The sequence below is a fragment of the Paenibacillus sp. fava2 genome (genome assembly GCF_058313675.1).
Window position 1 is genome coordinate 1,545,663 of sequence record NZ_CM177755.1, and the last position, 26,179, is coordinate 1,571,841.

General features: G+C 53.5%; 24 protein-coding genes and 1 tRNA gene. 15 read left to right on the plus strand and 10 right to left on the minus strand.

Annotated features, from left to right (window positions below; all coding sequences use genetic code 11):
* Positions 1 to 32: 32 nt before the first annotated feature.
* The gene (locus AC4G46_RS06875) at positions 33 to 1,013 is read right to left on the minus strand and encodes an aldo/keto reductase (protein ID WP_491127262.1); all 981 of its coding nucleotides are present in this window, start codon (positions 1,011 to 1,013) and stop codon (positions 33 to 35) included.
* Positions 1,014 to 1,252: 239 nt separating this feature from the next.
* On the opposite strand from AC4G46_RS06875, the gene leuB reads away from it, so the two are divergent.
* The 5 genes from leuB (at position 1,253) to AC4G46_RS06900 (ending at position 6,914) form a co-directional block, all read left to right on the plus strand.
* A complete protein-coding gene (leuB, locus tag AC4G46_RS06880) occupies positions 1,253 to 2,335 on the plus strand; it encodes a 3-isopropylmalate dehydrogenase (protein ID WP_039870636.1) in 1,083 nt (360 codons plus the stop codon).
* Between the two features lie 249 nt (positions 2,336 to 2,584).
* Complete coding sequence (locus AC4G46_RS06885) at positions 2,585 to 3,124, plus strand: peroxiredoxin (RefSeq protein ID WP_491127263.1); 540 nt, start codon at positions 2,585 to 2,587, stop codon at positions 3,122 to 3,124.
* A gap of 219 nt (positions 3,125 to 3,343) precedes the next feature.
* Positions 3,344 to 3,751, plus strand: a complete 408-nt coding sequence (locus AC4G46_RS06890) for a hypothetical protein (RefSeq protein WP_068721132.1) — start codon at positions 3,344 to 3,346, stop codon at positions 3,749 to 3,751.
* A 397-nt stretch (positions 3,752 to 4,148) separates the two neighbouring features.
* Entirely contained in the window at positions 4,149 to 5,249 is a 1,101-nt protein-coding gene (locus AC4G46_RS06895) for an ATP-binding protein (protein ID WP_491127264.1), read from the plus strand.
* Positions 5,250 to 5,393: 144 nt separating this feature from the next.
* Positions 5,394 to 6,914: a leucyl aminopeptidase gene (locus AC4G46_RS06900; RefSeq protein ID WP_491127265.1), complete on the plus strand. Its 1,521-nt coding sequence runs from the start codon at positions 5,394 to 5,396 to the stop codon at positions 6,912 to 6,914.
* Between the two features lie 112 nt (positions 6,915 to 7,026).
* On the opposite strand, the gene AC4G46_RS06905 is transcribed toward AC4G46_RS06900, so the two are convergent.
* The 4 genes from AC4G46_RS06905 to AC4G46_RS06920 form a co-directional block, all read right to left on the minus strand.
* Positions 7,027 to 7,164, minus strand: a complete 138-nt coding sequence (locus AC4G46_RS06905; RefSeq protein ID WP_167360763.1) for a hypothetical protein — start codon at positions 7,162 to 7,164, stop codon at positions 7,027 to 7,029.
* Between the two features lie 97 nt (positions 7,165 to 7,261).
* Positions 7,262 to 7,444 carry a FeoB-associated Cys-rich membrane protein gene (locus tag AC4G46_RS06910; protein WP_068721137.1) on the minus strand — a complete coding sequence of 61 codons (183 nt, stop codon included), beginning with the start codon at positions 7,442 to 7,444 and terminating at the stop codon, positions 7,262 to 7,264.
* A gap of 38 nt (positions 7,445 to 7,482) precedes the next feature.
* Positions 7,483 to 9,495 (minus strand): ferrous iron transport protein B, encoded by a 2,013-nt coding sequence (feoB, locus tag AC4G46_RS06915; protein ID WP_491127266.1) that lies wholly within the window; start codon positions 9,493 to 9,495, stop codon positions 7,483 to 7,485.
* Positions 9,492 to 9,734 carry a FeoA family protein gene (locus AC4G46_RS06920; protein WP_491127267.1) on the minus strand — a complete coding sequence of 81 codons (243 nt, stop codon included), beginning with the start codon at positions 9,732 to 9,734 and terminating at the stop codon, positions 9,492 to 9,494. The genes feoB and AC4G46_RS06920 overlap by 4 nt, the downstream gene beginning before the upstream one ends.
* A gap of 208 nt (positions 9,735 to 9,942) precedes the next feature.
* Here AC4G46_RS06920 and AC4G46_RS06925 point away from each other — a divergent pair, with 208 nt between their 5' ends.
* From AC4G46_RS06925 to AC4G46_RS06940, 4 genes are all read left to right on the plus strand, one after another.
* A complete protein-coding gene (locus AC4G46_RS06925; protein WP_491127268.1) occupies positions 9,943 to 10,932 on the plus strand; it encodes an aldolase catalytic domain-containing protein in 990 nt (329 codons plus the stop codon).
* A 168-nt stretch (positions 10,933 to 11,100) separates the two neighbouring features.
* Entirely contained in the window at positions 11,101 to 13,233 is a 2,133-nt protein-coding gene (locus AC4G46_RS06930; RefSeq protein WP_491127269.1) for a putative bifunctional diguanylate cyclase/phosphodiesterase, read from the plus strand.
* A 71-nt stretch (positions 13,234 to 13,304) separates the two neighbouring features.
* Positions 13,305 to 13,378: transfer RNA gene (locus AC4G46_RS06935), tRNA-Gly, on the plus strand.
* Positions 13,379 to 13,544: 166 nt separating this feature from the next.
* Positions 13,545 to 13,658 carry a YjcZ family sporulation protein gene (locus AC4G46_RS06940; RefSeq protein WP_491127270.1) on the plus strand — a complete coding sequence of 38 codons (114 nt, stop codon included), beginning with the start codon at positions 13,545 to 13,547 and terminating at the stop codon, positions 13,656 to 13,658.
* Between the two features lie 69 nt (positions 13,659 to 13,727).
* Here the strand turns inward: AC4G46_RS06940 and AC4G46_RS06945 are convergent, their stop codons facing one another.
* Positions 13,728 to 15,083: a dipeptidase gene (locus AC4G46_RS06945; RefSeq protein WP_491127271.1), complete on the minus strand. Its 1,356-nt coding sequence runs from the start codon at positions 15,081 to 15,083 to the stop codon at positions 13,728 to 13,730.
* Positions 15,084 to 15,316: 233 nt separating this feature from the next.
* Between AC4G46_RS06945 and AC4G46_RS06950 the strand changes: the two genes are divergently transcribed.
* The 3 genes from AC4G46_RS06950 to AC4G46_RS06960 all read left to right on the plus strand — a co-directional run bounded on the left by AC4G46_RS06950 (position 15,317) and on the right by AC4G46_RS06960 (position 17,320).
* The gene (locus AC4G46_RS06950) at positions 15,317 to 16,300 is read left to right on the plus strand and encodes a TRM11 family SAM-dependent methyltransferase (protein ID WP_491128808.1); all 984 of its coding nucleotides are present in this window, start codon (positions 15,317 to 15,319) and stop codon (positions 16,298 to 16,300) included.
* Between the two features lie 46 nt (positions 16,301 to 16,346).
* Entirely contained in the window at positions 16,347 to 16,964 is a 618-nt protein-coding gene (locus AC4G46_RS06955) for an NUDIX hydrolase (protein WP_491127272.1), read from the plus strand.
* Between the two features lie 203 nt (positions 16,965 to 17,167).
* On the plus strand, positions 17,168 to 17,320 hold the full coding sequence (locus AC4G46_RS06960; RefSeq protein WP_157889922.1) for a hypothetical protein: 153 nt from the start codon (positions 17,168 to 17,170) through the stop codon (positions 17,318 to 17,320).
* Between the two features lie 164 nt (positions 17,321 to 17,484).
* Here the strand turns inward: AC4G46_RS06960 and AC4G46_RS06965 are convergent, their stop codons facing one another.
* Both AC4G46_RS06965 and abc-f read right to left on the minus strand, forming a co-directional pair.
* Positions 17,485 to 17,958 (minus strand): ASCH domain-containing protein, encoded by a 474-nt coding sequence (locus tag AC4G46_RS06965; protein WP_491127273.1) that lies wholly within the window; start codon positions 17,956 to 17,958, stop codon positions 17,485 to 17,487.
* A gap of 54 nt (positions 17,959 to 18,012) precedes the next feature.
* The gene (gene abc-f / locus AC4G46_RS06970; protein WP_491127274.1) at positions 18,013 to 19,962 is read right to left on the minus strand and encodes a ribosomal protection-like ABC-F family protein; all 1,950 of its coding nucleotides are present in this window, start codon (positions 19,960 to 19,962) and stop codon (positions 18,013 to 18,015) included.
* 450 nt (positions 19,963 to 20,412) lie between these two features.
* On the opposite strand from abc-f, the gene AC4G46_RS06975 reads away from it, so the two are divergent.
* Positions 20,413 to 20,790, plus strand: coding sequence for a PH domain-containing protein (locus AC4G46_RS06975; protein WP_491127275.1), 378 nt, complete (start codon positions 20,413 to 20,415; stop codon positions 20,788 to 20,790).
* 16 nt (positions 20,791 to 20,806) lie between these two features.
* Here the strand turns inward: AC4G46_RS06975 and chrA are convergent, their stop codons facing one another.
* Positions 20,807 to 21,346: a chromate efflux transporter ChrA gene (gene chrA / locus AC4G46_RS06980; protein WP_491127276.1), complete on the minus strand. Its 540-nt coding sequence runs from the start codon at positions 21,344 to 21,346 to the stop codon at positions 20,807 to 20,809.
* Entirely contained in the window at positions 21,347 to 21,928 is a 582-nt protein-coding gene (gene chrB / locus AC4G46_RS06985) for a chromate efflux transporter ChrB (RefSeq protein ID WP_491127277.1), read from the minus strand.
* 269 nt (positions 21,929 to 22,197) lie between these two features.
* Here chrB and ggt point away from each other — a divergent pair, with 269 nt between their 5' ends.
* Together ggt and AC4G46_RS06995 are read left to right on the plus strand one after the other, a co-directional pair.
* On the plus strand, positions 22,198 to 23,775 hold the full coding sequence (ggt, locus tag AC4G46_RS06990; RefSeq protein ID WP_491127278.1) for a gamma-glutamyltransferase: 1,578 nt from the start codon (positions 22,198 to 22,200) through the stop codon (positions 23,773 to 23,775).
* A gap of 23 nt (positions 23,776 to 23,798) precedes the next feature.
* A complete protein-coding gene (locus AC4G46_RS06995; RefSeq protein WP_491127279.1) occupies positions 23,799 to 25,064 on the plus strand; it encodes an amidase family protein in 1,266 nt (421 codons plus the stop codon).
* Positions 25,065 to 26,179: the final 1,115 nt, after the last annotated feature.

Here is a 26,179-nt window from a genome sequence, read left to right on the forward strand (position 1 = left end):
TTAGGTTAAGGGAGTGCTAATAGTCAGGTTTGTTACCAGGCATACGCCTTCGGTGCTGAACCGCCTGGACCCGGGAAAATTTCGTCCAGCCGGTTCAGTACGCTCTCATCCAGCACAACCTCAAGGCAGCGCAGTGCGCTTTCGAACTGTTCCAGTGTGCGCGGACCGATAATAGGCGCTGTTACAGCAGGATTAGCCAGCAGCCAGGCCAGGGCGATATTGTCCTGCGGCTCCCCGAGCTCACGGCTTAACTCAGCAAAGGCTTCAAGCTGGCTCTTATGCTGTTCTATACGTTCAGCATTTCCGCCGCTGCGGCTGCCCTCAATCTTCATAAGGGCGTTGCGGCCTAGTAATCCCCCGTCGAGCGGGCTCCATGGGATAACGCCAAGACCGAGGCTCTGCGCTGCCGGAAGCACCTCAAGCTCGGGCAGGCGGCAGGTCAGGCTGTATTTATGCTGCTCGGATACCAGGCCGAGGAAGCCGCGTGCCTTCGCCTCGGACTGGGCAATGGCAATGTCCCACCCTGCGAAATTGCTGGAGCCGACGTAGCCGACTTTGCCCTGGTTCACTGCAAGCTCAAATGCGCCCCATAGCTCGTCCCAGGACACGCTGCGGTCAACATGGTGCATCTGGTACAGCTCAATGTGGTCGGTCTGCAAGCGCTGCAGGGAGCCTTCCAGGTGGCGGCGGATTATATATGAGGAGAGACCGCTTTCATCGTTAGGACCGTCAAGCTTGTCGCTCATGGCACCGTACACCTTAGTAGCAAGCACTACCTTCTCGCGGCGTCCGCCGCCCTGCTTGAACCAGCGTCCGATAATTGTCTCTGTAAGCCCGGAGTTTTCGCCCCAGCCGTAAATGTTGGCGGTATCGAAGAAATTCACTCCTGCATCAAGCGCAGCGTCCATAATGCGGAAGGCTTCCTTCTCGTCCGTAATCGGGCCGAAATTCATCGTGCCCAGACAGAGACGGCTGACCTTCAAACCGGATTTTCCAAGCTTAGTATACTGCATTTCACATTCACTCCTTTTATGAAATAGACCAGTGCCTCAAGGAAAACAACAGCATGTTTATTGTATCCAACCCGGGTATGAAGAGCAAATTATGCAGCGGACTTGCCTGGAAAAATCCTATAGGCTCTGCCTATCACTTTCATAGAATCTATATCTTTGTCCTTTGGCGCCCGTTATGATACAACAATATACAGAAGAACTATGTCTGCGTACAGCAGAACATCTAAGGAGTGACGGAAATGAGCGAGGTTAAAAAAATCGCCGTAATCGCCGGGGACGGAATCGGACCCGAGGTTGTGGCTGAAGCAGAAAAAGTATTGAAAAAAGCGGAAGAAGTATTCGGCTATGCCTTCGAAACAGAGCATGCCCTGTTTGGTGGGATTGCCATTGACGAGCGCGGAACACCGCTTCCGGAAGATACGCTGGAAATCTGCCGCAGTGCAGATGCCGTCCTGCTGGGGGCTGTCGGCGGACCGAAGTGGGACAACAACCCGAAAGAGCTGCGGCCGGAAACCGGACTTCTCGGTATCCGCAAAGCGCTGGGACTGTTCTCCAATCTGCGTCCGGCCAATGTATTTGACTGCCTGAAGGATGCATCCACCCTGAAGCCGGAAGTGCTGGAAGGCACAGACCTGATGGTTGTGCGTGAGCTGACCGGAGGTATTTACTTCGGGGACAAGCTGCGCCGGCAGGGGGAACACGGTGAAGAAGCAGTAGATACTTGCGTATATAATGTAACGGAAGTGGAGCGCATTGTGCGCCAGGCATTTGAAATTGCGGGCAAACGCCGCAACAAGCTGGCCAGCGTGGACAAAGCAAACGTACTGGAAACTTCCCGCCTGTGGCGTGAGGTCGTTAACCGGATCGCTCCTGAATATCCGCAGGTGGAGCTGGAGCATGTACTGGTTGACAACTGTGCAATGCAGCTGCTGCGCCGGCCGTCAAGCTTCGACGTTATTGTGACCGAGAACATGTTCGGTGACATTCTGAGTGATGAGGCAGCCATGCTGACCGGATCCATCGGCATGCTGGCTTCGGCCTCACTGGGCGAGGGCAGCTACGGCTTGTATGAGCCGGTACACGGCTCTGCTCCTGACATCGCAGGCCAAGGCCTGGCTAACCCGATTGCGACTATCCTGTCGCTGGCTCTGATGTTCCGTATGACCTTCGGCTATGAGGATGCAGCTGCAGCTATTGAAGCCGCAGTGGCAGAGGTGCTTGATGCGGGACACCGTACCAGCGATATTGCTGTAGATAAGAGCAAGGCGATCAGCACTACCGAAATGGGCGATCTGATTGTTGCGGCAATCCGCAAAGCGTAAACCTGCCGCTGGATTCCTTCTTTGACGCAGAAAGACAATAAACTTCACAGAATGTTGCTTATTTATAATAATTATAAAAAAGTAATGAGTGTAATATTGACTTTAATTTAGTGCGATGATACCATTTGGTCTATAGCAACAAGTAAGTGGCCAATTCATTCAATCAGTAAAGCATATTGCCTCATTCCCTCTGCAGGGGATCATGCCGGTGGTTGTTTTTCTTACATAATTAAAGGAGGAATTTAAGCAATGGCAGAACGTTTGGTAGGTAAACCGGCACCGGACTTCACAATGGAAACAGTAACTGGCGACGGTAAAGATTTTGGTAAAGTTAGCTTGTCCGACTACCGCGGCAAATGGCTTGTATTCTTCTTTTATCCGCTTGATTTCACATTTGTATGTCCGACTGAAATTACAGCACTCAGCGATGCAGCAGCAGATTTCGCTGATCTGGATACCGAGATTCTCGGAGTGAGCGTTGACTCTGTTCACAGCCACAAAGCATGGATCACTACACCTCGCGATATGAACGGTCTTGGGCAGGTAAACTTCCCGCTGGCTTCGGATATCACAAAGAAGGTGGCCAGTGATTACGGCGTACTGATCGAAGAAGAAGGCGTGGCTCTCCGCGGGCTGTTCATCATCGATCCGGACGGCGAACTGAAGTACCAGGTAGTCAATCATAACGATGTGGGCCGCAGCGTGGAAGAGACACTCCGTGTACTGCAGGCTCTGCAATCCGGCGGTCTGTGCGCCATGAACTGGAAACCGGGCGACAAGAACCTGTAAGGGTTGTCTGCTCTTTGAGAGATTAATGAGAACCCCTCTTGCCGGAAGCTTTTTCCGCCAAGGGGGGTTTTTGCAACAAATTGTCTGTAACTTCCAATATTGTTGTTTGAAAATAGGCGCTGAGGTTAATATAATGCCTGTAGGAGAGGAATCTCCGGTATCATTTTGTAATACAATAATAAGAAATCAATGGAACTTACCCAAGGAGGGTGAACAATAATGAGCTTTTGCTGTGGAGCGAGTATGGTTGGAACGAAGGGAACCCTTAAACATTATCGCACGCAAGTCCATAATGTTCCCCTGCTGTTTTGCCCGGTATGCCACCGGGTAGAGGTACATTACAAAGTCGAGAATGAGTATGAGATTCTTGCGGAATATGCTCATGGAGATGGCGTTACTGACGTTGATTTTCAGGATTATGTGATGGAAGACGAGGAAGCGATTTTTGAGAATGTCATTAATATGGAGAGCGAAGACCCGCTGGCCATTATCCGGAGCCAGATCGACATGGCGCTTGATCTCCTGGCTGTTGCCAAGCAGATCGGGGACAGCAAATGGGAGCGGGAGCTTAAAAAACGTCTGGCTGTAATGAGCCAGCGGCGTCTCCGGCTGCAGCAGAAGGCCTGATTCCGGCTTTAAGCCCGTTCACTTCCGTCTGCCGGGTCCGCAGCGTTCTCCGTTTGCTTTTTGCCAGATACGGCTATATTGCAGTAAAGGCCTCCGCATCAGCGGAGGCTTTTTTGCGTGGATTTTATAATAAAACCGGGTTTTCCGCTGGTATACGAGAATCGCGATAAAATTAGTATGCCTTAAGAATCATTTTAACAAGTTTTTTGCCATTCGACAGTTTCTCTGATTGCGTTGTCTTCTTCTCTTGGATATGATTGGAATATAGTTGAAACGGTTGGATAATATAATACGATTTCCGAATGTTCTGGCGGCTTCGTCATATACTCATTTACATAGTAATTTGATGTCGCTTAAGCGTCTATGCCAAATGCAGTAAAAGGGGGAACTTCGTATCGTGATAAGCCAATTTCAGGAAAGCCTGCTGTTGCCAAGAACGTTTCAATCCATGATGATGAACTCTACATATGAGGATGTGCTGGAGCACATTGACAGCGGAATTATGCTGTTTGATGAAGATGGAGTTTTGACTTTTCTAAATAAACAAATGTACGGCATACTTGAGCTGCCGCGCCATTCCCTGCTGGGCTGCACAATGACTCACCTGCTGGCGAATATTCAGCTGAGCCGCTTTAAGAAAAAGCAGGTACTGCGCGGATACCGGGAAATGGTGCAGAAGGGTAAGCCGAATTACGAATTTGTAGATGAATATGGCCGTTACTGGCGGGTGACTCTGCATACCGGTGAACAGATGAAGGGAAGCTACCTGTATACGTTTAAGGAAATTTCCGATTATAAGCTGATCGAGCAGACCGCCTACCAGAATGATAGTCTTGCTATGCTGGGCAAATTATCTGCCTCTATTGCACATGAGATCCGGAATCCGCTGACGGCAATCCGCGGGTTTATCCAACTTCTGCACCCCCACCTGCATCAGCTGGGCAAGGAGGAATATGCCAAGATTATTCTCGCAGAAATTGACCGGGCCAATGACATTATACATGAGTTTCTGACATCATCCAAACCCTCTGCCCCGCAGGTAAGCCTGATTCCTGTATCGGCATTGCTTAAAGAGGTGGTACTGCTTACGGAGAGCGAGGCCTTGATGAAGGGCTGCCAGATTGATCTCCATCCGTTTCATGATAATATGATCATATCCGGAGATGCCAAGCAAATGAAACAGGTAGTGCTGAATATGATAAGAAATGCAATGGAAGCGATTACAGAGCGAGCGGATGATTGTATAGGCAAAATTGAGGTCGGGGCCCGCAGAGAAGGTGCAGAGGTCCGCATCTTCATCTCTGATAACGGGAAGGGGATGGATATTTGTACGCTTGACCGGCTGTTTAATCCTTTTTTTACCACCAAGGAGAATGGGACGGGACTCGGGCTGTCCGTCAGTGACCGGATAATTAAGAACCACGGAGGCTGCATTTCGGTCAGCAGCAGAATCAATGTGGGCACACGCTTTGTCATCTCCCTGCCGCTTATACAATAGTCGGGCTGTTATCTGAGCAGGCCATGCATTATAATATAATGATCTTAAAGAGGCTGATTCCTGCGTTGCACGGCTAGTGCGGGAAGTCAGCCTTATCTGCGTGACCAGGGTCCGCAGGTTTCATCAATGGCGGGAGGAAAGAGTATGAATATTGAATGGAATAACGGAGGCCTGTCTGCCGGGCCAGAGGGCGAAGTGTTATGTATTATTGTATCCGAGGCCGAGCTGGATGGCGGCCGTTTTGCGGCAGAATGGAAAAAGGGTATAGAGCTTGTGGCCAAAGCAGGGCTTTTTGCGGGCAAGCTGAATCAGACTTATATACTCCCGTTAGCGGATCCATCCAGATACTCTGCAGTTATTCTGGCCGGAAGCGGAAAGGAGATTCCTGGTGCGGGTGAGCTCAGAGTGCTTGCAGCACATATCTCCCGGGCGGCTGTCCGGGTGAAGGCTGCGGTGCTTACCCTTGAGATACCTGAATATCTGTTGGCTCAGGGGATAACGGCGGCACAGGCACTAACAGAAGGGCTGGTGCTGGGCGAATACCGCAGGAAGCATTACAAGCAGGAGCAGGCTTCCTATAAAGGACCGTCATCAGTTAAAATGCAGCCGCAGCTCCCTGCAGAAGATGCGCTGGAACAAAGCTGGCGTAAAGGAATACAGCGGGGATCGGCTTTTGCGGATGCAACCAATCTGGCCCGTGAGCTGACTAATCTCCCCGGTAATCTGCTGACCCCGTCCGGGCTTGCGGCGGCTGCCATTGAAATAGCTGAGCGGCATGGACTACCGGCGGAGGTGCTGGATGAACGGGAGATTGAGCAGAAGGGGATGGGGGGATTATTTGCTGTAGGCAAAGGCAGTGTACATCCCCCGCGGATGATTGTCATCCGTTATCAGGGAGCCAGTGAATGGACTAATGTTACAGGAATTATAGGCAAAGGGATCACCTTTGATACCGGCGGTATTTCGCTCAAGCGGGCACCGGGTATGGAGGATATGATCAGTGATATGGGCGGTGCAGCGACTGTGCTCGGTGTCATTGAAGCGCTCGGCAGATTGCGGCCGCAGATCAATGTAGTCATGGTCATTCCTGCCGCTGAGAATATGCCTTCTGCAGGAGCGTTCAAACCGGGCGATGTCATCTCTACGCTGAGCGGGAAGACGGTTGAGATACTGAACACTGATGCCGAGGGCAGGGTGGTGCTCGGTGATGCATTGACCTATGCCAGGGAATGGGGAGCAGAACGGCTCATTGATGTAGCTACGCTTACGGGGGCTGTTCTGTCTATCCTGGGGGATATTGCTACAGGCGCAGTTACTAACGACCAGCAGTTTTTGCAGGAGCTGCTGGATGCCTCCAAGAGGTCAGGGGAGCAGATCTGGCAGCTTCCGGTATACCCCGAGTTCCGCGAGATGCTGCGGAGCGAGGTGGCCGACATCCGCAATGCTGCGGGCCGTTTCGGCGGGGCTTCTACAGCAGGTCTGTTTATCGGCGAGTTTGCCGAAGGAACCCCTTGGATTCACCTGGATATAGCCGGTACGGCATTTCTGTCCAAGGAGCGGGGCGTCAATCCCAAGGGAGCCACAGGAGTCATGGTCCGGACGCTGCTGGAATATCTGCTGGAGCTCGGCGGGGAATCCGGTCCGGTCCTGCCTGGGCGCAGGTAAAGAGGGCAGGGAAACAATTGGCCAACAAAAAGCCGTAAAGTCCGGGGAACGGACTTTACGGCTTATTAGCTTAGCTGTGATTGCCGGCTTCCAGCGTGCGGGCTGAGTCGGTTCAGCCGTTACGTTTAGCCTTAACCTGATTAGTGAAGGACTGGATGCCATTCATTAACTTGTTCCGGGTGTCTTTGTTTCTAAGCAAATATACTGCTCCCAATGCTGCGGTAGTAAATAACGTTTTTTTCGTATTCATAGTTATTCCTCCTTAGGTAGTGGTCTAGCTGCAATTGCTTATAACAAACATACCCCGATACCAAAGTGTTTAAACCTGCTGTATGAAGTTGGCAGCCCTACAGCTTGCCGTCAGCCGCCCCTGAGCTGCAGGAAAAAGGCGAATCCAGCGAAGCTGCCGAGCAGCTCTTGCTCTTGTCACAGCCCGCACAGGCCCCTTGCTTGCCTTTCTGCACATGACGGTAGATCATCCACCCGGAATAACCGAAAACCGCAGCTACGATCACAATATTGACTATCATTAATTATTCCCCGCTTTCTTCATGACCATCCCAGGTCTTTACGACCATCCGAGTAACCGTCCGCCTTGAAAAATAATGAGCGACACCAGATACGCCAGCGCCAGTGAATAGCCCATAGAAAAGAAAGTCCACTTCCAGGACGCTGTCTCCTTCTTGATTACACCTACAGTAGCCAGACAAGGGATATAAAGCAGGATAAAGGCCATGAAGCTGATGGAGCTAAGCGGTGTAAACACCTGTGCAATCTGATTTTCCAGCCCGGCGTTATCCGGAGTGTGGTAAATGATATTCATCGTGGATACAACCACCTCTTTGGCCAGGAAGCCCGGAACCAGCGTCGATCCGGCCTGCCAGGTTCCGAAGCCGAGCGGCTGCAGGACCGGTGCAATCAGCCCGCCGAATTTGGCCAGGAAGCTGTGATCCATATCCACATTGAAGCCGGTTGGACCTGCATAAGACATCAGCCAGATAATGACTGAGCCTGCCAGAATGATCGTTCCCGCTTTGCGCAGGAACCCCTTTCCTTTCTCCCAGGTGCTGCGGCCGAGTGTCTTCAGCTGCGGCATGCGGTAAGGAGGCAGTTCAATGATAAATACGGAAGACTCATTCTTGAACAAGTGCTTCGAGAACAGCTTGCACAAAATCAGAGCAAAGACAACGCCCATCACATACATTGCCAGGACTGCGGTAGCTTGCTGGGCCGGGAAGAATACAGCTGCAAACAGCAGATAAACCGGCAGCCGGGCAGAGCAGGACATCAGCGGCATCAGCAGGGTTGTCAGCATCCGGTCTTTAGGCTGTTCGATGCTGCGCGCAGCCATTATCGCCGGAACATTGCAGCCGAAGCCGATAATAAAGGGAATAAAGGCCTTTCCGTTCAGTCCCATCCGTTCCATGGTACTGTCCATGAGCAGACACACACGGGCCATGTATCCCGAGTCTTCCAGGAAGGAAATCATCAGGAACAGGATAAAGATCTGCGGAACGAATACAAGTACGCCGCCCACACCGCCGATAATACCGTCCACAATCAGCGCATGGGTGAATTCTGAAGCCCCAATGCTCTGGAGCAGAGAGTTGGCACCATCACTGAGCGGGCCGGCAATGAAGCCGTCAACCAGATCGGACAGGGGGCCGCCGACCCAGTCAAAGGTGGCCTTGAACATGACATACATAAATACAAGGAACAAAGGAAGGCCAAAATAACGGTGAGTAAGAATGGAGTCCAGTCTTTCCGTCAGAGTATGCGGTTTCCGGGCAGTAGTATCCATTGCTTCAAGGCATAGGGAATGAATATATTCCTTGCGGGTTGAACGGATCCATTGCGGCAGCGTCAGGGCCAGCTTCTGGCTTTGCAGCTCGCTCTGCACAGCATCGCAGATGCCGAGCAGGCGTCCGGTATCAAAGCGTTTGCGCAGCAGCTCCAGGACTACCGGGTTCTGCTCCATCAGCTGAAGAGCAATCCAGCGGTGGTTCGGCAAGCCGTCGGTCTGCTGCAGCTCATGCTCGATAGCCTGGATGGCCTGCTCAACAAGCTCCCCGTAATCAAGCCGGAAGCTTACCGGCGGAATGCTGGAGGTTTCCTTCAGGACAGTAAGCACCTCACCGCTGCCTTTGCCGGTTCTGGCGATGAGCGGAAGGACTGGAATGCCCAGCTGCTTCTGCAGAATTTCAGGGCTGACCTGAATACCGCGTGCTTTGGCAACGTCAATCATATTGAGGCCCAGCACTGTGGGCTTTCCATACTCAAGGAGCTGCAGGGTGAGGAGCAGATTGCGCTCCAGCTGTGAAGCATCGACGATGTTAACCAAGGCTTCCGGAGATTCCTCGATTAAATACTGCGCAGCCACGCCCTCATCACGGGAGAGCGGATGAAGGGAGTATATTCCGGGCAGATCGATCAGCTTGCCGGCGCCGTTCTTCAGGCTGCCGACTTTTTTCTCTACGGTTACACCCGCCCAGTTCCCGACATATTCGTAAGAGGAGGTCAGCGTGTTAAAAAGCGAGGTTTTACCGGTATTAGGGTTGCCTACAAGAGCGACTGAGCTCATGATACGCTCACCTCTATCCGGGAAGCTTCCTTCCGGCGAATGGCAAACAGCTGTCCGTTACACTCCAGTGTGATAGGGCCCATGAAGGGTCCTTTACCTTTCAGGGAGATCATAACGCCTTCAGACACCCCAAGATCTGCAAGACGCCGCCGCAGAATGGGATTCATACCTTCAATTCTATAAATGGAACCTGTCGAGCCCGGTTGTAAGCGAAGTAAAGAGCAGGATGTAGAGGCCATTAATAATCCCTCCAAAAGAGACTGATAATCAATCTCATTAATTTCTTGTAATGTAGCATTTTGTCCGGGTTCTGTCCATGATTTTAATCACGGTCGTTCGGACTGAAAACAGATATGGAAGATAGCAGAATAATCTTTACATTTTATTCTTCATTAAAGTATGATTGTACGATAATGATTGCATAGTAAGCTTATGCTGGCGGAAATAATGAAGGATACGCTGAAGGGAGAACAAATTGTGAAGAATAATCAGAGTAAAATTGTCGATTGTACCATCCGTGACGGAGGACTTGTTAATAACTGGGATTTTAGCGTCGAGTTTGTACAAAAATTGTATGCCGGTCTGAACGAGGCTGGTGTTGAATATATGGAAATCGGCTATAAAAATTCCCCTAAGCTGCTAAAGGGGGCGGAAAGCGCCGGACCTTGGCGGTTCCTGAATGATGATTTTCTGCGCAAGGTTATTCCTCAAAAGGGCAATACCAAACTGTCGGCGCTGGTTGATATCGGCCGGGTCGATGAAAATGATATTCTGCCGCGCAGCGAGAGCATGCTGGATCTGATCCGTGTGGCCTGCTACAGCAAGGATGTGGACAAGGCGCTGCAGCTGGTGCAGATTTTCCATGACCGCGGATATGAAACGACCATTAACATTATGGCTTTGTCCAATGTAATGGAGAATGAGCTTCTGGAAGCCTTTGACATGATCCGCGACAGCGTTGTAGACGTGGTATACATTGTAGATTCATACGGCAGCCTGGATCACAATGACATTAAATACCTGGTGGACAAGTTCAAAACCCACCTTCCAAACAAACGACTGGGCGTGCATACTCATAACAACCTGCAGCTGGCCTTCTCCAATACTCTTATTGCTTCAGAGCTCGGAGTAGAACTGCTGGATGCATCCTGTTACGGAATGGGGCGTGCCGCGGGCAACTGCCCGACCGAACTGCTGGTTACCCACCTGAAGAACACGAAATATACGCTGCGCCCGGTGCTTAATATTATTGAGCAGCTGATGATTCCGCTCCGCGAAAAGGAAGAGTGGGGGTATATCATTCCTTACATGATTACGGGTACCCTGGACGAGCATCCGCGGTCGGCGATGGCGCTGCGGGCATCGGAAGACAAGGATAAGGCTGTTGACTTTTATGATAAGCTGACAACACCTGAGGTTACTTTCGGGGATAAATAGCTTTTATCTGGGCTGAAGCACTGACCTCTAATCGGGGGCAGTGCTTTTTCTTTTATATTGTATGGGGGGAATGTAACTTTACGGGACTTTAAAGCCGATATTTATAGAAGGGCTTGAATACATTATCCATACTAATCATAGATATCATTTTTCAGACGCGAGGGACTTATGAGACAAGAAGAGAGAAAGACAATTCAGGCAGCAGTTTTAGGGGCGGTGCTGTTCCTTCTGATTCAGATTTTCCGTACTCCGCTTAGCCAGATTGAGAACCAGGATGTAATGCTGGCGCTCTATCTTATAATAGGCTGCTGCAATATAGCATTCGGTTTTGCGATTTTTGCCCAAGGCAGCCTGTTTTTCTCCGATACACTATCCAAATCCAGACTGTACATCTCCGCTTTGTTTTTAGGGGTGTGCACCTTTGATTTTTTACACACATTGAGCTTTGTGGGTATACCGGCAATCTCCTCGATCATCAGTCTGGACCAGTCCCTCTGGCTGCTTACCTTCTCGCGTCTGGCCAGCGCCCTAGGCATCCTGTTTATATTTAGCAAGGAAGACGAGCCGGTATCTGTAAGAGGCAAGAAAAAAGTACTTACTGTGTCCCTTGTCGTTATCGCTCTCTCACTGCTGGTGCTGGTATTCAGTGATGTCCTTGCACCGGAATTACAGGCTTCCTCATGGCTTGGTACGGTCAAGCATCTGGTAGATATGGCGGTTCTGTTTATCTATCTGCTTAGCGTGGGAATGATCGTATATCCGGGCAGAATTGAAAAATCCGCTTCAATGCTCATTATTATCCGTGCTTTAATCTTTTTTGCGCTGGCCCAGGTATTCTTCATGAATCTGCTCAGTGTGGGGGAGATGGATAATCTCTTTGGCATGCTTAGCAGCGGGGTCGCCTATTATCTGATGCTGACCGGGGTTTACCGGCTGACGATTGAAGAACCGTTTCATGAAAACCAGCAGGCTGAAGCAAGAATTAACTATCTGGCTTATCATGATGATCTGACAGGCCTGCCCAACCGGCGGCGGCTGATGCAGCGTGTGGAAGAAATGATGGCCCATAGTGTAAAAGCAAAAGGGAATGGCGGTTTCTCGGCGGTGGCCATCATGAACATCAACCATTTCAAAAATATCAATGACTCCCTTGGTCATAATGCCGGTGATCTTCTGCTGCAGCTCGTGGCCCAGCGTATTCAGAGTGAGGTAAAATTGCATGAGGAGCTGTTCAGCATGGGGGCGGATGAGTTTGCGTTCCTGATGACAGAACGGACAGGGGTGGAAAGCTGCCTGGTCCGCGCATCCAAGCTGCTGCAGCTGTTTGAAACACCCGTTCAGCTCGAATCCGGAGAGTATCATATTTCGTTAAGCCTGGGGATGAGCATTTATCCCGGAGACGGAAATACAGCAGAGCAGCTGATTCAGAATGCGGATACGGCAGTGCATAATGCCAAAGAGCAGAATGTGGAAATCCGGCGTTATATCCCGTCCATGCAGATGAAGGCCAAAGAACGGCTGAAGCTGGAAAATGATCTGCGCCGGGCGCTGGAGCGGAATGAATTCTATCTTGTCTATCAGCCTCAGGTAAAGCTCGAAACAGAAGAAATTGTCGGCATGGAGGCACTGCTGCGCTGGGAGCATCCCAAACGGGGGATTGTCTCGCCCGTCGAGTTTATCCCGATTGCCGAAGAGAGCGGGCTGATCGTTCCGATCGGCGACTGGGTGCTGCGGACAGCCTGCCAGCAGAACAGGGAATGGCAACTGGCGGGATACCGGCACATCTGCGTATCCGTTAACCTGTCCATGCGCCAATTTCTGCAGCCGAACCTCGCCGGCAAAATAGACGCCCTTCTGCAGGAGATCGGACTTGATCCGTGCTATGTCGATCTGGAGATCACGGAGAGCATGACCCTGGACAAGGAGACTGCCTTCGACCAGCTTAACCGCCTGAAGCGGCTGGGAGTTTTCATCAGCATAGATGACTTCGGCACAGGGTACAGCTCGCTGCATTATCTGAAGAACATGCCGATAGACCGGCTGAAGATTGACCGTTCCTTTGTCTCCGATGTAATGGAGGACAGCAATAATGCGGCTATTGTTTCTACAATTACATCAATGGCTCATCACCTGAAGCTGAAGGTTACGGCAGAAGGCGTGGAGAACAAGGACCAGCTGCACTTTTTGCGCCAGCAGCATTGTCATGAAGCCCAGGGGTATCTGTTCAGCAAGCCGATCAAAGCGGCAGAATTTGAAGCGGCCTTCCTGAAGCCTCTGCTTGGTATACCGGTACAAATGTAAAATACAATAGCCATAGGGTTGCGTTTTATTCTGTGGGATGATACAATACTCTTTGTCTTCATTGTATTTACGCGGGTGTAGTTCAATGGTAGAACTTTAGCCTTCCAAGCTAATAGCGTGGGTTCGATTCCCATCACCCGCTCCAATATTACATTCACGAACTCTTGCGCAGCAAGGGTTTTTTTGCGTCTCCGGTAGAATGATTCATTCAGTAAAGCCTGAAATAGGGTGCTTTTATCTGTGAACCCAGTCAATATACAGCCTGCAGGCATATTTTAAGCTGTACCCACTTGCAAAGGAGGTAAGAATCCATGAGCGAGAACGTTGCTGGTTATGGCGGAGGCTTCGGCGGAATGACTTCTGCGACTGCAATTCTGGTCCTGTTTATTCTGCTGGTCATCATCTCCAAGGCTTTTATACTGTAGTTCTGTAAAAAAGAAGCCAGGGTCCCCGTGTTGTGCGGAGGCCCTGGCTTTTATTGTGTTTAACCGGGATTAGACGGTTTTAAGGAACTCGACAATGGTCAGCAGGCCTTTATCAAAGTTCTCCAGGTTAAAATGCTCATCCGGAGCGTGCAGATTTTCGTCATCCAGGCCAAAGCCCATCAGCACAACCGGTGCCTTCAGGATGCGGGAGAAGCTCTCCATGATCGGGATCGAACCGCCATCCTTGGTGAAGAGGGCGCGTGTACCGTAGACTTTGCCAAAAGCATCCGCTGCGGTCTGCAGAATCGGATCGGACGGATCAATGTTGAACGCACGTGCTTTTTCCATCTGCTTCACTTTTACGGTAGCGCCCTTCTGGATGTTGGCCTTCAGATGGGCTTCCACAGCGTCAAGGATATGCTGCGGGTCCTGGTCACCGACGAGACGGCAGGTGATTTTGGCATGGGCTTCCTTAGGAATGACGGTCTTGCCGCCTTCACCCTGGAATCCGCCGTAGACACCGTTAAGCTCAAGGGTCGGACGGGCACCGACCCGTTCAACGAAGCTGTAGCCGTCTTCTCCGTACAACTGCTCAAGACCGAGGGATTCTCTGATCTTCTCCTCGTTTACGCCCTGCTTGGCGAACTCCTCACGCAGAGCAGCAGATAGCTCAGGCACGCCCTGATAGAAGCCTTCCACAGCTACGCGGCCCTGGTCATCGTGCAATGAGCTGAGCAGGGACACAATGGCATGCAGTGCATTAGGTACTCCGCCGCCGTACGAGCCGGAGTGGAGGTCGGTGGAAGCAGTATGAACGCTGACTTCCATGGAGCATAAGCCGCGCAGTCCGGTGCAGATCGCCGGGCGTCCGCGCTCGAGCAGGGCGGTATCCGATACGAGCACGGCATCCGCCGCCAGCTTGTCCTGATTGGCTTCCAGGAACGGGGGCAGATTCACGCTGCCGATTTCTTCTTCGCCTTCGATGCAAAGCTTGATGTTGACTGGCAGAGTGCCTTCCTGCTTGAGAATGGCCTCAATGGCCTTGATGTGCATGAACACCTGGCCCTTATCGTCCGTTGCTCCGCGCGCATACAGCTTGCCGTCACGAATCTGCGGCTCAAACGGAGGGGTGGTCCACAGATTCAGCGGATCAACCGGCTGGACATCATAGTGGCCGTAAACCAGAATAGTCGGTTTTCCCGGAGCGTGCAGGTAATCGGCATAAACGACCGGATGTCCTGCTGTAGGATGGATTTCGATGTTTTCCAGTCCGGCGCGCTTCAGGGTTTCAGTCAGCCAGATAGCGGCGGATTGAACGTCCTCCTTGTGTACAGAAAGGGCGGAAATACTCGGAATGGACAGCCATTGCTTCAGGTCGTCCAGCTGGGCTTCACGCTCAGCCTGAAAATATTGTTCATAGGACATAAGGGATATGTACCTCCTTGGAGTTTCGCTGCGCATAACCGTCAGGTAAAGCTCAAAACCTCAAACCGGGCCGTTAATTGACCACCGGCTGGTTTGGCAGTGTAATGCCTCCATTATACTGGAGAAGCTCCCGGAATCAAAGCAGACTTGCAGTTATTGATTACGCCCCATAACCGTGCTAGACTTAACTGACTCATGAGCAGACAGGAGCGGAAGTGACAGTGCCAGTGAACATGGAACCAGGCAAGGAGCAGGAAAGACAATTAAACCGGCAGGAAGCAGATCCTGCTTATATTTATACGTATGCGTGCTCGGGTGACGAGCAGGATTTATGCGGAATGGAGCTGCGCTGCCTGTTCGGGAAGGACATCCCGCCGGGGATTTTCGGGAGCGGAATCAGGATAGAGCCCAGCCGCAGCCCGTTCATCAAGGAAATGATCGAGGTTATGTACACAGGCGACAGCCTGCCGGAGATTTATGACCAGACGGAGCAGGTTGAACTGAACGGAAAGACGTTCAAGGTCATTTTTGTGAAGACCAACGATCTGCCGCCCGAGCGTAAAATAGAATACAATGAACGCAGGGTGATCGAGCGGGAAATCGGCCTGCGTATCGAAGGGGAAGCGGATGTGAATCATCCGGAGCTGGTATACGGCATCGTGACGTTGGGCGGCCGCTGGTATTTCGGAGCCTACCATAAGAACAATGCGACCTGGTTCCGCCAGATCAAGAAGCCGCGCAGCTATTCCATTGCCCTCAGCACACGTGTAGCCCGCGCCGCAGTCAACATGGCTGTACCCGATCCGGCCGGTATCCGGGCCATTGATCCCTGCTGCGGCATCGGAACGGTCATGATCGAAGCGCTGTCCATGGGAATCGATATCGTCGGCCGGGACATCAATCCGTTCATTGCCCAGGGGGCGCGGACCAACATTGCCCACTTCGGATTTGATGCCCCGGTCACTTTAGGGGATATCGCAGACATCACGGAGCATTACGAGGCAGCGATTGTGGACATGCCCTATAATCTGTACTCCAGCATTACGCCGGAGGAGCAGTTTGAGATTCTCGTCAACGCCCGCAGAATTGCTGACCGGGTTGTCGTAGTAGCGATAGAGGCGATGGATGAGATGATCAGCAAGGCCGGATTTGAGATTATCGACCGCTGTGTGGCCCGCAAGGGCGCCTTTTCCCGCCATTTGATGCTGTGCGTGTAAAGGCAGCTCACCATATTATATTATCCTTGGAGTGGAGGTACGAGCATTGGAAGAGAAATGGTTAACATGGGCCAAAGAAATCCAGGCCATTGCCCAGACCGGGCTTACATACGCGAAGGATGTCTATGATATTGAACGTTACCAGGCGCTGCGTGAGCTGAGTGTGGATATTCTGGCGAACTATACCTATGAGAGCAAGGAGAAGATCCGGCTTGCTTTTGCCGGGGATGAGGGCTATTGCACGCCAAAGGTGGATATCCGCGGGGTTATTTTCCAGGACAACAAGATTCTGCTGGTCCGCGAAAAGCTGGACGGGAACTGGGCGTTACCCGGAGGCTGGGGGGATGTCGGGCTGTCGCCGAGTGAAGTAGCGGTTAAGGAGATTGCTGAAGAGTCGGGGTATCAGGCGGAGGCGTTGCGGCTGCTGGCGGTACTGGACAAAAAGTTCCATGATCATCCGCCGGAGCCGTATCATGTCTACAAATTTTTTATTCTGTGCCGGATTACAGGCGGAGAAGCAGCCGAAGGCGTAGAGACGGATGGAGTAGGCTTTTTTGCGGAAAATGAACTTCCCGAGCTATCCCAGGAACGTAACACAGAGAAGCAGATTAGAACGCTCTTTGAATTCCTCAAAAATCCCCAAAAACCAGTCATATTGGACTAATCTGCTGCATATAATAAAATACACCGGCTTTTATAAGTTTTATTAGACAAAATTTGGTTAATAATTATTATGAAAGCAGTTACAAAACAAACCGCTGAGCCTTTGTATCTAAAAATTAGTTGCGGAAATTCTATCTTTTTAGGCCAGGCGGTCTACATTTTTTCCTCTACTGTGACGATAAGATATTTTAGGAGGGGATCGCAATGGAACAAGAAGAGTTAAGACTTCCGCTTACGCAGGAGAGCAAAGTACGTCCTGCCGAAGGCAATATTGCTACCGGGCTTGTATGGGGCGTCCTGATCAGCATTCCCTTATGGATCTCGGTATTCGGCTGGATCATGGGGATATGGCGGTAAGCACATCGCTGACTAAAAGCTGTACTAAATAAATTTATATGGTTAAAGGCTGTTTCTTTGTGACAAAGAAGCGGCCTTTTTGGTTTGGGCAGAATTACTGCTGCATGACTGTTATAAAACAAGGCTGGCCCTCTGGAGAAGGGGCCAGCCTTTTAGGCTTCCGGTTAAGGGAGCTGCTTCACATGCACTACACGGAAGTTCTCACACACGACCTTCATCGCCGGATCGAAGGACATGCCGTAACGCTTGAACTCTCTTGTGAAATAGACCTCGTGCTCATAACGCCACGACTCCAGGGACCGGTCATCCTCACCCTCGGAGTAGGCGAACTCAGCGGTCACTTCGTTGAAGGGGACAGTCTCTACCTTTATCGTTTCAATAATGGCCCGCGGATTACCTTCACCGTCTAGCAGAACCGAATATCCGCCAATAAACGGAGGCTTCTGCTCTTGAATTTCAAACAAGGCCTCATTAGAAGCGGTCCCTGTTTTGATTCCCTGCAGCACGAGTCCGAGCAGCTCATCCGCCAGCCGCGGATTGTCACCGAAGGCCCAGGCGCTGTCAAATTGATCTGCCGCCTCCGGATGTTCCTCTACGTAAGCTTTCCAATATTCAGATATTGCTGTGTTTTGAGTCATTATTATCACCCTTGTCTTTTTATTGTTGTAACGGGCAAATATTGCCCGGGGGACTCACTGCTCCGTTTCTTCCATCCAGGCTGCGTATAACTCATCCAGCTCCGATTGTGCTGTGTCACGGGTATGCTGCAGCTCAGCCAGCTTTACTGCATCACTGGCGATGCCGGGAGCCAGCATGTCGGCATCGATCCGGCCGAGCCGCTCCTCGGCAGCGGCAATGTCCTGCTCCCAGGCTGCAGCTGAGCGCTGTTTACGGGAGGAAGCTGTACCGTTTGCCGGGGCTTGTGCATGATATTGGAGCCCGCCCTTGCCGGCAGGCATACTTCCGTTACCTGACGGTGTGCTGGAAGCGGCGGCAGCAGCCTGTTCCGCCTGAGCCTGCTTCTCCTTGTAATACTCATAGTTGCCGTTAAAGGCGCGGAAGCGGCCATTCTCGATCGCCCACAGCTTGCCGAAGCAGCGGTTGATGAAATAACGGTCATGGGATACAGCCAGCACGGTCCCCGGGAATTCTTCCAAGGCTTCTTCCAGCGCTTCGCGGGAATCGATATCCAGATGGTTGGTCGGCTCATCCAGGATGAGCAGGTTCGGCCGGCGGTGCATCAGCACCGCAAAGCGCAGCCGCGTCCATTCTCCCCCCGACAGATTGGCGATGGTCTTGAACACATCGCTGCCGTAGAAGAGGAAGCGGGCAAGCTGCCCGCGGGCTTCGCCCTCTTCCATCCCCGCTTCCTCGCGGAAGTAGCGGAGCACGGACAGCTTGCCGTCCTCGGGCACAGCCTCCTGGGCCAGATATCCGACGGCCGCCCGCGAGCCGAGCGTACAACTTCCGCTGTCCGGCGTCTCCTGGCCGAGAATCATCCGCAGCAGCGTGCTTTTGCCGGCACCGTTGCCGCCGATCAGCGCGGCCGTTTCGCCGTATCTCAGAATGTCGCTGGCGCCGGTGAAGAGGGGGCGGCTGCCGTAGCTTTTGCTGATCCGGTCGAGGATGACAGCCTGGTTGCCGGTCCGGTCCTCCTGCTGCAGCTGCAGATCCATCGCTTTGCGCTCCAGAACCGGCCGTTTGATCTTGACCATCCGGTCCAGCGCCTTCTGCATCGAAGCAGCCCGGCGGTGGAAGGAAGGGTTAGGCGGATTCGAGCGGTTGCCCCATTCAATCAGGCGCTTGATGCTTTCCTGCATCTGCTTAATCTTTTTTTGCTGCTCCTGATAGTCGGCGAACTGCTGAAGCAGCCGTGCTTCCTTCTCCACCTGATAGCCGCTGTAGTTGGTGTGATAGGTGATGGCTTCGCCATCCTCGATCTCGACTACCTTTTTGACTACGGCATCCAGGAAATAGCGGTCATGAGAGATCGCGAGCACGGTGCCCTCATAGGCCAGGAGGTATTGCTCCAGCCATTCGATGGCCCCCATATCCAGATGGTTGGTCGGCTCATCGAGCAGCAGTACATCCGGACGGCGCAGCAGCAGCTCCGCCAGGCCGACCTTGGTTTTCTCGCCGCCTGAGAGAGAAGCGAACTCGCGGTCGTATTGAGATGCGGCGATGCCGAGTCCGGAGGCGACACGCTGGATGGAGGCGTCGATTTCATATCCGCCGGCCGCCTCAAACTTCTCCTGCAGGACACCGTATTCCTTGAGCAGCCTGTTCCAGGCGGCCTCATCCGTCCCGGCGTCCAGTCCGGACATCTGCTGCTCCAGCTCCCGCAGGCGGCTCTGCCAGGCGAGAGGCTCAGCGAAGCTGCGCTGGAGCACGGTATAGACGGTGTCCCGGGTCCCGGCCTCCTGAATCTGTGCGAGCAGGCCGACAATACTGCCCCGGCGGATGGAAATCTGCCCCTGGTCCGGGCGTTCTTCTCCGCTCAGCAGGCGGAACAGGGTGGTTTTGCCGCAGCCGTTGCGGCCGATCAGGCCGATTTTTTCTCCCTGGCGGATATCGAACGTAATATCACTCAGAACAAGCTGGGCACCGTGGTATTTCTGGACATTTTGGCATGAGATAATCATAGGTATTCTCCTTTATATAATGCCTGCAGCCGCTGTTCTCCCGGATAGAGGGGCGAAAATGGACACAAAAAAACCGCGAGGAAATTTCCCCGCGGCCCTGAACATTCTCCGGCAGTATAGCTTATCCGTTGAAGTGTGGCTGGAAAGGCATTTCACAATTGTGTAGTGTTATTGAGTTCTTGTAAATGGACAGACTTCTCCCGTTGTTGGCATTTACATGAACGATGCCAGACATGATCGTAATCAGCCGGCTATTAACACTATTAGTCACATTGTGATCCATTTCCCCACACCTCCTTTTTACAAATTTAAGGTTAGTTTAACCAATATTGCTGGAAGATGCAAGCGAAAAAAGCCCGATCACTGCAATCATATATCTTCGGCAGCACAAGTAGGATGTAAAAGGGCGCGGCGGCGCCCGGAAACCTTTCTGAGGAAAGAGGCGGGGATATGACGATTTTTGACGGTCTTCTGGGGAATGCCACCCAGGTGGCGCTTGCTGATGTACAGCGCGAATATGCACGGATTCTGGCTCCGGGTGAGAGGATCGAGCGGGCGTACAAACTGATCCGGGATATGTTTATTTTTACCGATAAGCGGCTGATTCTCATCGATAAACAAGGTGTGACCGGTAAGAAAATACAATATCATTCGATCCCCTATAAAAGCATCTCCCATTATTCCGTGGAAACGGCGGGTCATTTCGATCTGGATGCGGAACTGTGTCTGTATGTATCGGGCAGTAGCCTGCCGCTAAAGAAGACGTTCAATAAATCGGTCAATATTTATGAGGTTCAGGCGGTGCTGTCGCAGTATATCCTGAAATAATCTCTGTGCGGCAATGTCAGATGGTATAAGGGAGTACGAACGCTCCATAGGCAAAGGCGGCAACGATTACCACCGCGGGATGCAGCTTCAGCCACTTCATGGCGGAAAAAGCAACAGCGGCGATGATTAGCGTCTGCCAGATCCCGATGGCTTCTGCCGGGCCTTGGGCCATTTTAATCGTGAGGACAGTCATCATAACCGCAATAACTGGCTGCACAAGCAGCGTCATGCCTTTAACGACAGGCGACTGCTTGTATTTCTGCATGATCCGGAGCAGGATGATCAGGGCGGCGGCCGAAGGAAGGACTGTAGCCAGAATAGCAAGGACGACACCTGCCCAGCCGAACACATTGTAACCTACGTAAGCGGCAATTTTGGTAGCAATCGGGCCTGGCAACGCGTTGCCAAGCGCCAGCATATTCGAGAACTGCTCATCGGTAAGCCAGCCGAAATGCGGGACAATTTCCTCATACATCAGCGGGATGGAGGAGGGGCCGCCGCCGTAGCCCAGCAGATTCGCCATAAAAAAGCCGTAAATCAGCTCAAGCCATTCCATTTATACACTTCCCCCCTTGCTGTGCATTTTGGCGAGTATCCGGTAGTGAACGGTTCCATAGCCCAGAAAAAGCACGATGACGATGGCCGGATGCACATGCAGTACCTCCAGCAGCAACAGGGCCAGCAGCAGAAAAGCAGCCCCGATCCATTTCCCCAGTCCTTTAAACGCCTTTTGGGCAAACTCATAAGCCATCATCCCGAGCATAACCGCGATCACAGGCGAAACTGCGGCAATCATACCAGCTACTGTCCGGGAGCCGCTTAAGTAATTGACGGCAGAGAGCAGGGCGATCATCGCAATGCAGCTGGGTAAAATGTGGGCGAGAACGGAGAGGAAGGCTCCGCGGACTCCCTTCAGCTTGTACCCGAGATAGGCTGCCATTTTGGTGGCGATCGGGCCGGGAAGGGCGTTGGCGATGGCCAGGGTCTCCCCGAATTCATCGTCGCTCAGCCAGTTGTACCGGGTTACGGCATCATGACGGATCAGCGGAATGACAGAAGGCCCTCCGCCGTAGCCAAGGATGCCTGTTCTGCACATGGCAACGGCAAGCTGTACATAATCATTTTTGGCTTTTTTCACAGGATCCCTCCTAAAGATGTATGCAGGACAGCCGGACTTCAGCAAGTTAGTACATTTATGCAGCAGCTGAAACGGAACATGGTTTTGGAACATTCTATACCAGCCGTTGCCGGTCAACTACCTGGTTAACGCGGTTTGCCCGAATCTTTGTGCACCGTATACAAAAAGAAGTGTCCTGAATTTGAGTTTGCTCTTAGTGCATTGACAGGGGAATTTGCTGTACGGTTAAATGACGGTAACTTTAAGCGAACTGCAGAGGGGGATGGCGCATGACGAAACAGCCGGTAACCGGTGCAAAAACAATGGTGGTCAGCCCCCATTACCTGGCTTCCGCCGCAGGTGCGGAAATCCTGCACAAAGGCGGCAACGCTTTTGATGCGGCGGTGGCGGTCAGCGCGGCGCTGGCCGTGGTGTACCCGCACATGACGGGGCTGGGCGGCGACGCCTTTTGGCTCACGTACAGCGCGGGCGAAAGGCGCGTTCGGGCCTATAACGGCAGCGGACGGTCCGGCTATGGCGTCCGCCGGGACCTGTATGCCGGGGAAGCTGCGATTCCCCGGCGCGGGGTGCGCAGCGCCATTACGGTGCCCGGAATGGCGGACAGCTGGGCGGCGGTCCAGGGCGAATACGGCCGCCTGGCCTTCGCGGAGGTGCTGGAGCCGGCGATCAGCCACGCCTCCGCGGGGTTCCCGCTGTCCCCGGACCAGCACGGGGGCAGCGTGCTTGCCGGAGCCGCGCTGAGTCCCGGCGCAGCGGCGGTGTACCTGCCCGGCGGGGCGGTGCCGGCTGCCGGGTCGAGGTTTGTGCAGCCGCAGCTGGCAAGTACGCTGCGTGCTCTGGCGTCGGGCGGGCGCGACGCCTTCTATAAGGGGCAGATTGCGCAGGACATAAGCGATTATATGCGGGCTGCGGGCGGGTATCTTACCCGCGAGGATTTTGCCGGTCATCAGGGGGAGTGGGCTGAGCCCGTCTCGACCGAATATCACGGCTACAGCATCTATCAGGCGCCGCCGAACTCGCAGGGCTTTGCAGCCCTGATGGCGCTTAATATATTGGAGCGTTTTGATTTCAGCGGCATCGAGCATGGCTCCTATGAATATTACCACCTGCTGGTGGAGGCGCTGAAGCTGAGCTTCCGTGACCGGGATCAGGTGCTGACGGATCCGCTTCACCATCCGGTTCCGCTGGACCGGCTGCTGGATAAAGGATATGCGCAGCAGCTGGCTTCCTCCATCTCCATGAGCCGTGCGGCGGCGATTGGAAGTAAGCCGGTCGGAAGGGATACGGCTTATGCGGCGGTAGTGGACAGTGAAGGCAATGCGGTATCGTTCATTCAGAGTCTCTATTTCGAATTCGGCTCTGGGGTTGTTGCCGGGGATACAGGTATTCTGCTGCAGAACCGAGGTTCTTTCTTCTCGCTGGACCCGGGGCATATCAATACACTGGAGCCGCACAAGCGTACATTCCATACCCTGATGCCGGCGATGGCGTGCCGGGACGGAAGGCCCGCCTATCTGTACGGGACACAAGGCGGGGAAGGGCAGCCGCAGACGCAGACGCTGCTGCTGACGAGGCTGCTGCATTACGGCATGAATCCGCTGGAGGCAGTGAGTGCCCCAAGGTTCGTGTGGGGCAGAACCTGGGGAGAGCCGACCCAGGAGCTGAAGGTGGAGCAGCGCGCCGGGCAGCAGGTGCTGGATGCGCTGGCCGGTGCCGGGCATCTGGTGCGGCCGGCGGCAGCTTTTGACGGCATTATGGGCCATGCCCATGTTATTGGAATAGACAGCGGAGGCCTCCGCAGCGGCGGAACCGATCCGCGGTGTGACGGGGCAGCCATCGGATGGTAACGGACAGGAAGGGAGTGGAAGAGATGATTCTAAATAATAATTATGGTGCATTTATTGCTCCAGAGCTGGAGGTGAACGGCTCCCGGCAAGGGGGATTGAAAGGCCTCCGGTTTGCAGTAAAGGATGTGTTCGCAGTAACCGGCCACAGCTCTTCCGCCGGAAATCCCGCCTGGCTGCGCAGCCACGGACCTTCTGAGGCACATGCGGCGGCTGTTGCTAAACTGCTGGAGGCGGGGGCCTCCCTAAGCGGCGCAGCGCATACGGATGAGCTGATGTACAGCCTGGGTGGCGAAAACGTTCATTATGGCACGCCGGTTAACCCGCGCGGAGCCGGACGGATTCCCGGCGGTTCATCCAGCGGGTCAGCCGTGGCGGTGGCCTCCGGCGCCGTGGATTTCGCACTTGGAACGGATACCGGAGGTTCGGTCCGTGTCCCCTCTGCTTACTGCGGCGTGTACGGCTTCCGTCCTACCCATGGAGCCGTGGCGATGGAGGGCGTTATTCCGCTGGCACCGGGTTTTGATACGGTGGGCTGGATGGCGGACAGCCTGGAGCTGCTGGAGCGTGTGGGAAGGGTGTTGCTTGATACGGGTGAGAGGGCACCTGAGCAGGCAGATGTAACGAACGCTGGCGGAGAAAATCTGTCTCTGTCTGGATCCAGATCCGTTTCTGGTTCAGGTACTGCTCCGGCCGGAGGCAGAATGAGCAGACTCTATCTCCCTGCGGACTGCTGGGCGCTGGCTGAGCCGTCAAGTGCTGCCTGCCTGAGGCGGGAAGTTGGACGGCTGCAGGCCGCTGCAGATGAGACGGTAGAAAATGTTGTTTCAGCTGAAGGCCTGATAAGCTGGATGGATCTGTTCAGGGAGCTGCAGGCTGCAGAGATCTGGACGACTCATGGCGCGTGGATCAGGCTGGAGCAGCCGGAGTTCGGGCCGGATATCGCGGCCCGGTTCTCTTGGGCGGCAAGCATCGCCGGACAAGACCATAGCCGGGCAGCCGCGCTGCGCAGTGAGATTGCCGGCAGGCTGCGGCAGCTGCTCGGGGAGGACCGCTGCCTGGTCATCCCGACCGTTCCCGGGCCGGCTCCGCTGGTGGGCGGGGATCTGCAGCAGCTGGAACGCAACCGCAGCGGCGCTATGATGCTTAGCTGCATTGCCGGGCTTGCCGGCCTGCCGCAGATCACCCTGCCGTTGGAGGGACCGGACGGCCTGCCGCTGGGGCTGTCTGTCATCGGCGGCCACGGGCAGGATCTCCGCTTGCTCTCGTGGGTGCTGGGGGCCTGGCGTTGAGGTGGATAACAAGCTGTGCAAGCTGTTTCTTATCCGGCACTTTGGGGAATACGGTCAGGCCCGGAGTCTACCCGGGTTCTGACTCAGTAGACAGTGACAGTTGCCTGCATGTGAATGATTCTGCGAGGTACCGCCACTGATCGCTGACTGAACTAAGTGGAATTTCGTCATCTAATTCTCCGCCAAATTACCGAAACGGGAAGACTAGTGGGAAAAACAACACTTAATTTTGCAGTTTCATCCCGAATGGGGAGTAGGGAGCAGAAATAAGTGTTGATATTCCAACTAATGCTTTGAAAAATAGAATAAGGGTAAAAATAAGCTGCTAAAATCCAACTAAATATTGGGGACGCTCAGGAAATACTAAATGTAGCAATGATGCGCCAGACAATCAGTTAAAGTTACTAAGCCACCCCACGCACCCCACGCACCCCACGCACCCCACGCACCCCACGCACCCCACGCACCCCACGCACCCACGCACCCACGCACCCACGCACCCACGCACCCACGCACCCACGCACCCACGCACCCACGCACCCACGCACCCACGCACCCACGCACCCACGCACCCACGCACCCACGCACCCACGCACCCACGCACCCACGCACCCACGCACCCACGCACCCACGCACCCACGCACCCACGCACCCACGCACCCACGCACCCACGCACCCACGCACCCACGCACCCACGCACCCACGCACCCACGCACCCACGCACCCACGCACCCACGCACCCACGCACCCACGCACCCACGCACCCACGCACCCACGCACCCACGCACCCACCCCACGCACCCCACGCACCCACGCACCCACCCCACGCACCCACCCCACGCACCCACCCATAATCCAAAACACTTATTACCAAGTAACAGCGCCAAGCATAAAGCTAACTATCCATCAAACAATCACCCAAGCGCCCAACAACCATCAACCAATAGATTCTATTTTCACACCAAAGTAGAGGCTATGCCAAAGTAGAGATTATGCATCGTCCATATTGCAAGGAAACCTCCCCGCATGGCTCACTCATTAAAAGAGCGCAGCAGGAATATTTCTGGCGCCTTCTTCCTTAACAGCCGCATACTCTTTGTGTCACTGGGGCTAGT